This window comes from Halarcobacter mediterraneus (genome assembly GCF_004116625.1).
In the GTDB taxonomy this organism is placed as follows: Bacteria; Campylobacterota; Campylobacteria; order Campylobacterales; family Arcobacteraceae; genus Halarcobacter; species Halarcobacter mediterraneus.
This window is the reverse complement of the sequence record NZ_NXIE01000004.1, coordinates 240,355-255,527: the sequence shown is the minus strand read 5'-3', so window position 1 is coordinate 255,527 and position 15,173 is coordinate 240,355. Positions and strand designations below refer to the sequence as shown.

The following is a 15,173-nucleotide window of genomic DNA, read 5'->3' as shown; positions in this document are numbered from 1 at the left end:
AGAGTTATTTAACTTTTATATTTAAGTTGTTATTATAAAAATTATTTTTATAATTATAAACTAAATTAATAAAAGGAAAATAATGAATTTTACATATAATCAAAAGATTGTTGCAGAATATTATATAGCTTCATTGGGAAGGTCTCCTGATAAAGAAGGTTTGGATTTTTGGGCAAATAAACTTGACTCAAATGAAATGACAGTAAATCAAGTAAGAGATATGTTTTTAGACAAATCTATTCCTGAAGTTGCTGCTAGGTTTCCTGAAAATCAAGACTCTTTAAGTACTGTTTCAAATATATATGAAAATATTTTTGGTAGACAAGCTGATGAAAATGGTCTTAATTATTGGGCAAATAGATTAGATGGTTCTATTGATGGGTTTGAGCCTTTAGGTGAAAACGAGTTAATTACAATAATGCTTAATACTGCTAAAAATCCTCAAAACTATATTGATGGAGCTTATTTACAAGTTAAACTTGAAGCAGCTGAAGACTACTATGATGATTTAATGGATAATGAAATTCCTGATTTAGTAACTGATGGTTTGTACTATGGTACTTATTCTGGAGGTCAAAATGGTCATGTAGCTTTTAATATTGATGATGATATTGCTGTTGGTACTTGGTACAATACTTCCTATGGAGTAGGAAATTATTTATCTGGAATAGTAAATGAAGATTTAGGTATTATGTCTATTATCAATGATTCTGTAACTTATAATGGTACTTTTGAAAATCATACTTTAAATGGTACTTGGTCTGATAGCTCTATCGGTGCCTCAGGTACTTTTTCTGTGGAATTAGTAGCAAATAATACTATTTCTGCTGAACAATACTTAAATGATATTCTTGCTTAAATATCTAATTTTAATATATATATGGAGTAGCTAATGGCAAACTTAATTAATAACTTAGGTGGTACATTTGGTTTTGGAGAAAATTATCTAAGTAGAAATGATGACTCTTATAGTTCATACATAGATTTAAGTTCTATTTTTGAAAATGGAATAAATTTTTTTGGAGAAACATATACTGGTCTTTATGTAAATAACAATGGCAATGTAACATTTGGATATGGTTTATCAAATTATACACCAACAGTGATTGGTGGTAACTTTAGTAATCCTATAATTGCACCTTTTTGGGCTGATGTAGATACAAGAAGTACAAATTGGTATGATAGTGATATTAGTGATGGTTATGTGACTCCAAGTGAAGGAGGAACATCACAAGGTACAAATCTTACTTGGTATGATATAGATGAAGTAAATAAAACATTTACTGTTACATGGGATGATGTTGGCTATTTTAGTAGAAATACTGAAAAAGTAAATGCTTTTCAACTACAACTTATATCAACAGGAAATGGAAACTTTGATATTGTCTATAGATATGAAGATATAAACTGGACAACAGGTGATGCAAGTTATGGTTCAAATGGCTTAGGTGGAACTGTGGCAAGAGCTGGATTCTCAGCAGGAGATGGTTTAAACTACCATGAGTTTTATTTTTCTGGTGATCAAAACTTTATGTTAAACCTAGATGAAAACCAACTTACAAGTTCAAGTGAATCAGGAGTTTGGAAATATAGTGTAAATGAAGGTTCTGTAATAGGAATGGGACTTGAAAACAATGATGATACTATTATAGGAACTCCATCAAATGATATTATGGATGGAAGAAGTGGAAATGATATTTTATCTGGTGGCTTAGGTGATGATACTATAAGTGGTGGAGAAGGTGATGATATATTATATGGAAATGAAGGAAATGACTCTTTAATTGGAGGAAATGGTTCAAATCAACTTTTTGGTGGAGATGGAATAGATAGTGCTCTTTATTTAGGTATAAGAAATACTTTAGATATTAGTAGTAATGATAATGGAACATTTACAGTAACAAGTGAAGATATAGAAGATATTTTAGATAGTATTGAACTTATAAGTTTTGATGATGGAGATATGAGTGTAGATTATGCAGTTGAAGTAAGAGAAAATCAAGAAGAATTTGCAAGATTTTATAATGCATTATTTCAAAGACTTCCAGATAATGAAGGATTATCTTATTGGGTAAATGATCTTATAGATACTTCTCTTGGTGGTGGAGGAAATACTATTCAAGGTGCAGCTCAGGCTTTTGCAGATTCTCATGAGTTTCAAGAACTATATGGAAATGATGTTAATAATTCAGAGTTTATAAACCTACTATATCAAAATATATTAAATAGACAAGCAGATACAGGTGGATATAACTATTGGTTAAATGAAATAGGTTCAACAAATGATAGAGGTGGTATGATTGTTAATTTTGCAAACTCTGAGGAGTTTATAAATAATACTGAAAATGAAATAAATCAATATCTACAAGAAGTCCCTTTGGATGATTATATTTTAATTTAATTTTAAGGTAGGGTTTAGGCTCTACCTTTTTTTATGCTTAATAGATTAAACATTGTAAGGTTTATTTTTTATATAAAAAAAAGCCCAAGGTAAAAACCTTGGGCTTTGAGGCTTAAAAGAATAAATCTTTTAAGTCAATTATTATATTCTATTATTAGAATAATAATTGAGATGCAACAATTGTATTATAATCAATTGCTGTACCAGCTGCATCAGCATCTAAGTTAATAGAACCGATAACTGAACCTTTAGTTGCATTACCAGTACCTGCAGTAAAGTCAACATCTGCAACAGCAGTAATACCAGTATCAGTTACTGTTGATTTATAAACATTGTATACAGTTGCATCATGAGCTGAAGCTTCTAACCAAATGAATGTATCACCAACAGTAGATAAATCTGAACCTGCTGCAACAACATCAGTTGTATCATTATCCATAAGAACACCATCTACATTGTATGCTGAGAAATCTAAAGTATCAGCACCAGTTGCACTTTCTACTAAACCACCTTGTTGTTGAGTAGTTGATGTAGCAGTATGAATTGGAGTAGTGTCTTTATCATAAGTACCATTTGCTTCTACTTGAGATCTAACTTCTACAGTTACTTCATTTACATTTGCATCAGTATTTGTTAAATCAATATCAGTTCCATTATTTGTAGATCCATCAAAATGTTCTTCTTCATAAGAACCTGTTATAGAACCTCTTAACATTCCATTTACTTGAGTAGCAATATCTGTATCAGCCATATCAGCAGTAGCAGTGAAAGTCATAGTTTTATCACCTACAGTTACTACGATAGTTTCATTTGTGTGAGCTACAAATCCTGTTAAATCAAGATTTTGAGCTTCATCAGTAACAGTAACTGCACCTTCATCAAATCCAGCAACTGTATCATGACCGAAATGAGTACCACTAAATGCTACATTATAAGTCCAAGAACCACCATTTGAAGAGATGTCAATTAAGTCATCACCTAATCCACCATCAATAGTGATATTTGTAGCAGAACTAGCTGAAGCTACAGCATCAGTAGTTATAATAATAGTATCATCACCTTTTCCACCATCGATATCCATTTTAAATACATTTAATCCAACTGTATCAGTTGCATTTGCAAAGTTATTAGTAACAATACCATCTAAGTCAAATGCTAAGTTTAATGTATCATCACCATTTCCACCATTGTAATCAAAAGATGCTAATTCTGTTTTTGCATCATCTAATCCATATAAAGTAGTTTCAGTAACATTGTCTAAGTATTTAGCAACGATTTCATCTGTGAAACCAGCATTTAATGTTAAATCACCTGCAAATGTACTTGCGTCCATGATTTGTACATCTTTGAATGCTTCCATATTTTCTGCAGATGTATCAAAAATACCAGTAAGATTATCAGTATTTGAGTTACCAATTGTTAAGTTAGCAATACTTCCTGCTTTTGAATCAATTGTAACTTTTCTTAATGTATTATCAGTTGATTGTAAAGATGCTAATGAAGAGTTTTTAGACTTATCACCTGCAACATGTACATTAAACTCATCAAATCCAGCTAAAGTATCAGTTACTGTAATAGCTTGATTAGCATTAAATGTATTATTACCATCTTTGTTCATAGAACCGATAGTTAAATCTCCACCATCTGCTGCTAAACCTACTTTTTCTAAATCAACATTGATTGAAACTGAAGTATCAGAAGCTTTTTTCTCTGCTGATGTATCATTAAACATATCGTATGTTGGGATGAATTTAGTTGTTTGGTTCATTGCTGGTTGGTCAATATCAACATTATCTGGAGCTGTTAAAACAATTGCGTATGCATATTGGTCTAATGGATCCCCACCATTGTTTTGTCCACCGTTTGTTCTATAGAAAGATTTATCTAAAGTGATTTCAAAACCATCTAAAGCTCCATCTAATTCAACGTTTTTAAGTGCTAATGCTTCTGCTAATAAACCTGCGAATTCTTCATAAGCTTCTACACCATTTGCTGGTACATTTGCTAAGAATGCATCTAATTTATCTTGAGCGATTGTAACTACAACTTCAGTTTCACCATCAATTCTGAATTTGATACCATCAACAGCTGTATTTTCACCAAATGGTTTATCATCTTGTTGAGTTGCAAGTCTATCTTGTGTGAAGTAGTATAAACTGTTAGTTTCTACAGCACTTCTTACTAAATAATCTTGGTCATAGAATACAGTCATATCTGACTCATTCCAATCACTATCTTTGTTTCCAGTATATTCCATAGCTACTGTTTGAGAAGCAGTACCGTTTGTACCTTTAGTATTCATATTTTGAACTAATAAACTTGCATCAGAATAGTTAGAAGCAATAGTTTCAACACCATTTGTATATTTTGCATTTAAAACTACTAGATCATTATTCGCAGTTGAATTGAAATCAGCAATTTCTGCATGTAAAACAATGTTTTCAACACTGTTTGTAATAGGAGCAATAGCCATATTACTTGTAGCTTGACCATTTACATATGCACCAGCAGTTACTTGTGCGTCTAGTGTATCTTCACCAGCACCACCATTAATAACATCACCTGAACCTAAAGTGTTAACTTGTTGTCCATTTTGGTTTTGAGCTACATAAGATACAAATGTATCATCATCTGATGTACCATCAATAATGTCTTGAGAAACTTGTAAGTATTTAGTCTCACCTGGAGTACCTGGATCAACAATTAATTGCTCTTCAGCAATTGCTTTTTGATCTTCTAAATATTTACCATCAATAATATTAGCTGGGTCTTTAGCTACTGCTAACATTTCTTCTAAGATAGCTGGCTTAGTACTACTATCTAATTTTTCAGACCAGTATGCAAGTCCTTCAGCATCTGCTTCTCTTCCAAACACACTTGAGTAAATAAAGTTAATAGTTTCTTCAGATGTTTGATCTTCTGGATATCTTTCTGCTACTTCTGGAAAATCTGGGCTAAAGAACATTCCCATAAGTGCCTCTGCAGTCATTCCTGAATCTAATTGTCCAACCCAAAAATCAAAACCAGTTTGATCAGGTAGTCTACCTAATGCAGCAACATAGTATTCTGCTACAATCGATTGATTTGTGTTAAATGCCATTTTTTCTCCTTAATTAAGTTCAATCCTAGGATATCTAGTCTAACTAGATGTCATTTGTATATGAATTTTGACACGCTAATCATCTTAAGACTAGATTACAGCATGCGTTCCTAGGCGAAACTATGTAATTATAATCTGTATAAACTTAAATAATTATAAAAAGTTATGGTTTTTTTTGAAAATATCTATCTTAATTACATCCCTAATACTCAATATGTGTAGAAACTTTACAAAGGAAAATATTTATTAATTGTTGGTTTAAAATATCACTATATTATTTAATTAATTTTTGCTTTAATTTTGTATAAAAAATATCCCAATTTGGTATTTGATATTTTTCAAAAATATAGTTTTTTCTTTCTTGATATTTTGTCTTATTTTCTATGTAGTATTTTATTTTTTCTATAAGTTCAGTTTTTGAATTATCTTTTATGTATTCTACAAAGTCTAAGCCCACTTCTGGAATAGAACTATTTGAAGAAACAATTGTTATATTTGAGTATTTCAGCGATTCTACTATTGGTAAGCCATAACCTTCATAGAAAGAAAGATAAGTAACTAAAAAAGCTTTTTTATAAAAACTTACTAATGTTTCATCATCAATATTTTCAAAATGAAAAATATTTTTATCTTTTAGTGGATGGGTGTTTAAGGTATAAATAAATTCTTCTACATTCCAACCTATTTTTCCTATGAATACTATATTTAAATTTTTATAAGTTTTATTTAATATTTCAAAGGCTTCTAAAAGAAGTTTTTGTTGTTTTCTAGGTTCTATTGTTCCTACAAATAAAATAAATTTTTTTGAAAGAATATGCTCATAAGTTTTATTTATATGTTTTGCTTCTTTTTTAAAATCAGAACCTAAATAAACAACTTCAGTGGATATTTGTTTTGAATTTTCAAAAATAGTATTTTTTAATTTCAAAAAATCATTTCGTGCTGATTTTGAATCAAAAAAAACTTTATCACTATATTGAAAAATAGCTTTCATATATGGCTTAAAGTTTTTTTTTGTTTTTTCATGTAGAAATTGAGGAAAAAGTATAGGAATAAGATCATATATAAAATTATAAATTTTAAAATTCTGTTCTTTTAGTTTTTTATAAAGTGTTATTCTAGAATAAGAACTATTCCAAACAGAATCTATTTCAAAAAATATTTTTTTATTTATATTCAAATTAAATATATCTATTTTAGTATAAGTTTTAAATTGATAATTTATAACGTTATCTAAAAAAACTGTAACTTCTTTATTGTCTAAAAGATGGAAAGTGTTTTTTTCATCATAATAAAGAATTGAAATAGTAGAAGAGTCTTTTAGTGCTCTTCTAAGATATTGATTCACTACTCTTTGAATACCTGTGTTTAATCTATTCTGAATATATTGAGTTAAATCTATATAAATCATTGTTTTTTATCTTCTATAATTGACTCTATGAGTTTTGAGAAAGAGGGATAAAGAACTCTGTTTCCATGTGCACTTAAATGGTCTCCATCAAAAAATAGTGGCTTTTCATTATCATAAGCAAAACAAGTATCATTTGGACATAAGATAGGGAAAGGATCCCAAACAATAAGACTTGGGAATTTACTTTGTAAAGTATTTAAAGCATTTATAACTGGTTGTCTTGTTTGCTCTAAAAAGTCTCTTTCTACTTTTAATTCACCTTTACAAATAGGATTTGATTTATTGAACCAATCAGAACATCTAAAGGCAGGTGCAAAAAAAGTAGGTTTTGGGGCATCAATTAATACATTAATATTTTTCTTATGAAATTTTTGTATTAAAGTTGAAGTTTCATTTACTATAATTTGTCTATTTTCATTAGCTTCTTTTGAGTGTAGTTTAGTTAAAACATCATTTAAAGGGAAAACTGCATATTGGTCACAAAATCTAACCATTCTTAATGAAGCTAAAAATAAAATATCATTTGGTTTTGCTTTTTCTTCTATTTCTTTTAATATTGTATTAATATAATTCAAGCAAGAAGGATTTTTAGAAATATTTGCTGAATGAAAATCTGCAACTCCACAGCCTCCTGATGAATATTGAAAAACATTGATTTTGTATTCATCTTTTAACTGTTGAAGCATAGTACTGTAAGCTCCTGTATGAGAATCACCTAAAACAAAAATAGTATGTGAGCTAAAATCTTTTTCTGATTTTTGAGTACTAGGATATGGGTACGGATACCAAACTGTTTGATTTTTTGTTACACTTAAACTAAGAGTTGTTTGGTTAGAGAATAATTGCTTTATTCCAAAATATGATAAGGCTAATAGTAATAGTCCTGATAAAACAATTTTCCAACTTGACATTCTATGAAGAGTTTTATTTTTAAGAAAATAATTTTCTACAAAGTGATAAGATAAAACTGCAAAAATTATAGTAAGAAGTGCTGCACATATCATTTGAGTAATTGTTTGTAAACCTACAGTCCATCTAAAAAATACATAAATAGCCCAATGCCATAAATATAAAGAGTAAGATATTTTTCCTATATAAGTTAAAAAAGGATTTTCAAATACTTTTAAAAATAAAGAATTTTGATAAGATTTATGAACAAAAGCTATAATCATAAAAACAGTTCCAAATACAGGTGCTATAGCCCAAGGAAAAGGAAATGAATTTGATTTTGAAAAAACAAAACCTATTGTTATTAAAATAATTCCTGTTAGCAAAAATAATTTATTTATATTAGTTGAATGATTTACTAATTTATTAGAAGAATGTAATTTAAAAAGAAAAGCTCCTAAGGCTAATTCCCAAAATCTACTAAATAAAAGATAAAAAGCGTGTTGGGGATTTGCTGATGTTTCATAATAAGAATATATTAAAGAAAGCACAAGTAATAAAGGTAATAAATATCTTAATCCAAGTGAAATAATTTTTTTTGATGAAGATTGAAACTTGTACCACAAGAAAAATATCAAAGGAAAAACTATATAAAATTGTTCTTCAACAGCTAAAGACCAAGTGTGTACAAAGGGATTAAACTCTATTCTAGGGGAGAAATACCCATCATTGTACCAAACTAAAGCAAAATTACTAAGTCCAAATAAAGAAGCTAAACCTGTTTTGTTTATAGTATCACTTAACCAAGAAGAAGGAATAAAAAGTACTGTTATAAGTGTAGAAAAAAGTACAAAGACTAAAAATACAGGAATTAATCTAATAATTCTTCTTGAATAAAAATCTAAAGTAAATTTAAAAAAGTTTGAATTATAGTTTTTAAATAAGGAACTACTAACAACATACCCAGAAATAACAAAAAATACATCAACCCCAGTAAAACCTCCAGGCAATGCTTTTGGGTAAAGATGATATAACATAACAGAAAGAACTGCAAATGCTCTTAAACTGTCAATAGATTTTATATAGCCTAATTTATACGTATTTGTCATTTAAGAATCTTTTCCAGCTGTTTTTGGATTACTTCCCATGAAAAATTTTCTTCCACATATTTTCTACTTTTTTCAATATTTACATAATCTTTTATATTTAAGATATAATTTTTAAACTCTTTTATATCACAGTTTACAATATATTCTGCAGGAATATCAAGTCCTCTTGCTCCTATTTTAGTACTTATTACAGGTATTCCATTTGCCATATAATCAAGCATTTTTAGATTTGTTCCTGAACCTGATAACATTGGATTAATTGCAATATCTGCAATACTTAAATAAATTTCTTTTTCTTCATCAGTAACAATTCCTGTAAAACCAACATTTTTAGGTTTTTTATGTGAAGAGAAGTATCCTTCTACACTTCCTAAAATAATAAAGTTATATTCAGGTAAGGTATTTGCCAATAAAAATATTTCTTCTACTGCTTCTATATTTGGTTGATGCCAACTTCCAATAAATAAAACAATTTTTTCATTTTCTGCTTTAAAAGAGCTTTGTAACTCTTGTCTTTTTTCAGATGAAATATAAGGAACTGTATTTAAGTCTACTCCATTTGGAACTACAAGAGATTTATTAATATCAAGATTATATAACTCTTCCATAACATAAGCATCATCTTTAGAACATACTGTTGTATAAATTGAGTCTTGACAAGCTTCTTTTTCTACTTCAAAAAGTTTTTCTAATAGTTTTTTATTATAAGGGTTGTCTTCTAACATTTGTTTTTTTAAATTATATTCTACATTATGAGATTCATGAATAATTGGAATATTTACTATTTCTTTTATCAAACTATATGTGTAAGGATGACTTGTAATAATATATTTTGAAGTTGCTGCTGATTTTTTAATTTCCTCTTGTAACTTTGGTGTTTCATTATATAAATAAAGCATTGCAATATCTGTAATAGGAATACCAGCTTTTTTTTCTATTTCTATTTCTTTTTTCTCATGAATTCTACTTTTTGGAACTCTTATCTCAAAAAAATCTGGAGAAATTTCAACTTTTCTATAATTTTGATTTCTTCCAACTAAACATATTATTTCAACTTTTATAAACTTTGAGATTTCTTTATATAAATAGAATATTCTATTTTGTCCTCCTCCACGTGGTGGATAAATAGAATAAGTAGTTACAACTGTAATTTTATCTTTTTTTGTATTTTCTATTGAAGGATTTAGTAAAGAAGTAATAGTATTTTCCCATGTTATATCAACTACTGAGTTATAAACTTTTTCACCCATTTGTTTACAAAATTGAGGGTTTTCAGAAATAAAATCAATTTTTTTTGTAAGTTCAGAAACTTTTGGTTCACATACTAAGCCTGTTTCATTATCTTTTATGAATTCTACTACTCCACCTGTATCGGAGAAAGTTAATACAGGTTTATGGCACATTGCAGCTTCTATTGTGATTAATCCATAATCTTCATCATAAGGAACAAATAAGACAGCATAGGCATTTGAATAGTATTTTATAAGTTCTTCATCACTTATAAAGCCTAAAAATTCTATTCTTGAGTCATTTTTCGCTAATTTTCTTAATTGTGCTTCTAAAGGACCTGTTCCTGCAACTTTTAAAGGTATTTTTGTTTTTGATTTCAAATAAGCTTTTACTATCATTTCAATTCTTTTAGCATCATCAAGTCTACTTGCTGTAAAAAAATACTCATAAGTATTGTTGTGTAAACCTTCAAGATTTGAAGGATGATAAACTTTTTGAACTAAGGTATTTTTAGGAAAATACTCTTTTCTATTGATAACTGTTTGTGATATTGCTGAAAAAGCTTTTATATTTTCCATTGCTTTTTTATCTAAAAAATGTATTATTTTTCTTATTAAAGGACCAGGAAAATCATAAGTATTTTGAGAAATTGTAGGGTCTTTTTTTAAGTCAAATAAAGCATTGAAAAATTGATTTATACTTGTTGTACTTGGGGTATTTAAAAGATGAAGTAAATGATTTACTTTTTGATGTTTAGAAATAAATTCTTCAGGTAAAGACATTAAAGAGTAAGTATCATATAAACCTCTTAAACAATGTTGTAAATAGATATGGTGATTATTATGCTGTAACATCCAAGCTGGATATTTTGTAGTAATAACCATATCAAAATGAGAAACATCTAAACAATAAAATTTATAATAAGCATCTATTAGGTTCCAAAAATTATTTTCTTTAATAGGTATTTTTATTAACTCACATTGATGATTTGTTTTAGTATTAATATAATTAATCATTCCCCACCATAATTTTTCTGCACCTCCAATACCAAAAGGAATTGGACTTGGGGCTACTATTGCAATTTTCACATAAGTTCCTTTGAAATAATTGAAAGATTAAAAGCTAAAATTCTATTATCATTTGAGTTTTCTTCAAATAACATTGGAGTAAAGTTTGAATCTGCATAAAACTCTAAAAGTAAATTTTTTGACTTTTCTTGATTTGTTAAAGTGTAAGATAAAGTTTGTACTTCAGAATTAAAAGTAAGTTTTTCTATCTTTTTATTATTTAAGACTAATGTTATATTTTGTTCTTTTTGTGTATATGCAGGAATATATGATTTTATTTCAAAGGTAATACTTGATATGTTATTTAAATAGATATAACTATATGGTTTTGACCATCTAAATTTTTTATTTTCTAATAATTCTTCTTGATAAAAGTCTGAAGAAAATTGAATATGAGATTTAGGATAAGTATTTGTATTTTTTATTATTTTATTATCACTAGAGATTAGAAAGCTAAAACCATATAAATTAAAAAAAGTATTTTTAGGTACATTATATTCATATGCTTTATGAGCACAGTATTGACTGATGTTAAAAGCATCAAGAAAAAATTTATTTGAGCGATTATTTTTTAAATATTCCATAAGATTTTGGTCTAAATATGATACATCATAACTTTCATTTTGTTTTATGATTTCATCTAAATCATTTATTATTCCATAGGGAGTATAGACATCTACATGATTAAAAAACTGTTTAAATCTTTTTCTAGTATTTTCTTCACTCTCCATACCAATATGACCATCTACTATCGCAAAACTTTTTCTTTGTTCTTTTGTCATTTCACTATATTTGATATCACCTGTTTCAATTCCATGAATCATAGTACCATTTTCTTTTAGTAAAGATTTTAATCTTTTTATGACATTATCTTTATCTTTAAATTCAATATGTCCAAAAACATCAGAAGAAATAATATAATCAAAAGAATTAATATACTTATCAAAAAAAGTATCAAAGATATCAAGAGAATATGCTTCATCATACTGATTTAAAGTTTTTGCATATTCAACTGCTTTTGAAGACATATCTACACCAACAAGGTAGCAGTTTAATTTTTTTAATATTTTAAAAGTACCACTACCACAACCAAAATCTAAAACTTTAGAATTTGGTTTAATATAATCATAAATATACATTTGTTTTAAATTTAGAATATTATATTCATATAGTAAACTTTCTTCAATATCATAACTTACATTATGAGCAAACTTTTCTTTATAAAAAGTTTCAACATCAGTTATACCACAAGTTTCATATGTAATATCAAAATTATTATTCATATTATTTACTTCCTAATATTTTATTTACAACATTATTCCAAGAAATATTTTTTGATTTATAATGCTTTAATGCTTTAATCCCCATTTCTTTAGCTTTTTGTTTATTTTGATATAAATAATCTATTTTTTCTGCTATTTCTTTTGGATTAGGTTCAAGAATAAATCCCGTTTCATCATTTATAACAAATTCTAAAGGACCACCTGAGTCAATACAAGTTATTAAAGGTTTAGAACTTAACATTGCTTCTAAAGTTATATAACCATAATCTTCATCAAAAGGAGCAAAAAAGACACCTAAACTTCTTGCATAAAAAGTTTCTTTTTCTTCATCAGAAATATGTCCTATTAGTTTAACTTTATCTACTAACTTTAAGGATTTTATTTGTTTTTCATAGTTTTCTTTTTGTCCACCTGTTCCTGCAATTATAGCTACTACATTTGTTTTAGTATATTGCATAGCTTGAATAAGTAAATCTTGTCTTTTTAACTCTTCTAACCTACTAGGACAAAAGATAAAATCATAAGACTCTTCACAATAAAACTTCTCTTCTCTAAAAGGAGGATGATATAAAGGTATTGAAGAGATATTATTATATTTCATTAATCTATTTGAAACATTTTGACACATACTAAATCTACTTTTAATCAAGGCTAATTCTTGCGTATCACTTTTAACTATCAATTCTTTTAATTGTTTATCCTCTTCTAATGCTTTTTCTTCATTGTATAGTTCATAAACAGATCTATGTTGGTGCATAAGCCATAAGACTTTATTTTTATGCTGAACATAATAGGCAGGAAATTGTAAAACAATAACCATATCTATGTGGAAACCATTAAAGTTATTGAAATCTTGTTTTTTCCAGAACTCTATTAAATCTTCTATGTAAGAGTGAGGAGAAAACTTAAAAGGTATAGTTACTACTTCTACTTCATGTCCTGCTTTTATTAAAGCATTCTTTAATCCTTGAGTCATAAGAATAGAACCACCACTTATAAAAGGAACTTGAATAGAAGGAATTAAGATTCTCATGCTTTATAACCAATTACAACCAAGTCTCTACCTATATTTATATAATCATTTAAGTCATTAAATGGTAATTCATCAAAGTCTGATAATTTTTCATTATCTAAAATAAGCGATTTGACATTATTAAAACCTGTTTGTTTTGCTAAAAATTTTAGTGTTGCGGGATGTATAGGTTTTATATGTGTAGGGTCTAAATAAAAATCAGAAGAACCTACTAAAATATTTCTTGGGTTTGGAGTTTCAAAAATAATCATTCCACCTTTTTTTAATACTCTTAATGTCTCACTAAAAAGAGTCATTAAAACTTCAAAAGGTAAATGTTCTATTATATGAAAACCTGTAACAATTGATAAAGTTTCATCATTTAAAGATTTTAAATACGTTATTACATCTATACATTCAACATTATAGTTTGAATCTTTACAAAAAGATATCATTAATTGATTTAAATCTATTCCTTTTATATTTTTATAACCATTTTCTGATAGTAGCTCTAGCCATTCACCTCTACCACATCCTACATCTAAAATATTAATATCTAAAGAAAAGTTACTAATATAAGGAAGATATACTTTTAATTTATTTTTTATATCTTTATTTTCTCCCCTAAATTGATTTTCAAAAGATACATATAAGCTATCAAAATTATGATTTTGTTCATTAACAATAGAAATTACTTCTTCTTTATTAAAAACTTCAGAAGGTAATCTATTTTTTGCTTCTTCCACTAAAGTTTCTAAATTTTGTTTACTTAATTCAATTTGTTTAGTTCCATAGTTTACAGACTCTAAATAAAACTCGAACTCTTTTTTATCAATTTTTTCTTTTATTATTTTATTTAAACTTTCATTTTCTTTATAGAAGTTTTTTTCTAAATTTTGGAAAACAACTTCATCAACTTTTGTTTCTAAAATATCTTCTAATTGAGAATATTGTTCTTTATTTTTTATAAATTCTCTATTCATATAATTTTCAGTATGATTTAGTTTATTAACTAACTTTGGTAAAGTTACAACATAATAAATTACTTTAACAAAAGAACCTAAAAAAGGAATTTTATATATCTTAGATAGAATGTATTGTGTTTTAACACCACTAATATTTATATTTTGTTCTTTACCCTCTTTTGAAAAATGTAAAAATGCAATAATTTGTGACTTTGATAAGCTACCATTTCGTAATTTTTCTAAGTAGTATGCTCTTCCTTCATCATCGGCTTGTCTATTTAAAGTTATATTATAAGTATTGTCAATAAATTCTTCATCATTAAATTTGGTAAGATCCTCTAAATTATAGACATATGTATACTTTTTCAAGTTTAGATTTAATTTTATAAAATTAACAAAACTTCCTAATCCAAATTTTTTTAAAAATTTTCCTATAGTTTTAGCTACTTTATATAAATTGCTCTCTTTTTCTTCTAAAGTTGAAAAAGTTGGTGTCTCTTTATATTCTTCAAATTCAATATTGGTATTGAGTGGTGCTCTATTTTTTGCTTCTTCTTTCACTTTTTGTATAATCTGATCTACAGAACTATTTTTGTTTTCTGAATTTAACATATTTATTTATCCTAAAATACAACCTTAATAAATATATATTAAAGTTATTAATATTATGCTGCAAGTTGTTGATTTTACTGTAAATAGTATTTATT

Annotated in this window: 9 protein-coding genes; 2 read left to right on the top strand and 7 right to left on the bottom strand. The window is 27.2% G+C overall.

The features are described 5' to 3' along the window. Positions 1-82 precede the first annotated feature (82 nt). Together CP965_RS11020 and CP965_RS14450 are read left to right on the top strand one after the other, a co-directional pair. Positions 83-859: a DUF4214 domain-containing protein gene (locus tag CP965_RS11020; protein WP_129062157.1), complete on the top strand. Its 777-nt coding sequence runs from the start codon at positions 83-85 to the stop codon at positions 857-859. Between the two features lie 33 nt (positions 860-892). Continuing rightward, the gene (locus CP965_RS14450) at positions 893-2,401 is read left to right on the top strand and encodes a nidogen-like domain-containing protein (protein WP_129062156.1); all 1,509 of its coding nucleotides are present in this window, start codon (positions 893-895) and stop codon (positions 2,399-2,401) included. A gap of 154 nt (positions 2,402-2,555) precedes the next feature. Here CP965_RS14450 and CP965_RS11010 read toward each other — a convergent pair whose 3' ends face one another. From CP965_RS11010 to CP965_RS10980, 7 genes are all read right to left on the bottom strand, one after another. Then, complete coding sequence (locus CP965_RS11010) at positions 2,556-5,501, bottom strand: DUF4214 domain-containing protein (protein ID WP_129062155.1); 2,946 nt, start codon at positions 5,499-5,501, stop codon at positions 2,556-2,558. Positions 5,502-5,775: 274 nt separating this feature from the next. Then, a complete protein-coding gene (locus CP965_RS11005; protein ID WP_129062154.1) occupies positions 5,776-6,912 on the bottom strand; it encodes a glycosyltransferase family 4 protein in 1,137 nt (378 codons plus the stop codon). Then, the gene (locus tag CP965_RS11000) at positions 6,909-8,909 is read right to left on the bottom strand and encodes an acyltransferase family protein (RefSeq protein ID WP_129062153.1); all 2,001 of its coding nucleotides are present in this window, start codon (positions 8,907-8,909) and stop codon (positions 6,909-6,911) included. The genes CP965_RS11005 and CP965_RS11000 overlap by 4 nt, the downstream gene beginning before the upstream one ends. Beyond that, entirely contained in the window at positions 8,906-11,227 is a 2,322-nt protein-coding gene (locus CP965_RS10995) for a glycosyltransferase family 4 protein (RefSeq protein WP_129062152.1), read from the bottom strand. The genes CP965_RS11000 and CP965_RS10995 overlap by 4 nt, the downstream gene beginning before the upstream one ends. Next, on the bottom strand, positions 11,224-12,489 hold the full coding sequence (locus tag CP965_RS10990) for a class I SAM-dependent methyltransferase (protein ID WP_129062151.1): 1,266 nt from the start codon (positions 12,487-12,489) through the stop codon (positions 11,224-11,226). The genes CP965_RS10995 and CP965_RS10990 overlap by 4 nt, the downstream gene beginning before the upstream one ends. Before the next feature lies 1 nt (position 12,490). Next, on the bottom strand, positions 12,491-13,522 hold the full coding sequence (locus CP965_RS10985; protein WP_129062150.1) for a glycosyltransferase family 4 protein: 1,032 nt from the start codon (positions 13,520-13,522) through the stop codon (positions 12,491-12,493). Further along, positions 13,519-15,078 carry a methyltransferase domain-containing protein gene (locus CP965_RS10980; RefSeq protein ID WP_129062149.1) on the bottom strand — a complete coding sequence of 520 codons (1,560 nt, stop codon included), beginning with the start codon at positions 15,076-15,078 and terminating at the stop codon, positions 13,519-13,521. The genes CP965_RS10985 and CP965_RS10980 overlap by 4 nt, the downstream gene beginning before the upstream one ends. Positions 15,079-15,173 lie beyond the last annotated feature (95 nt).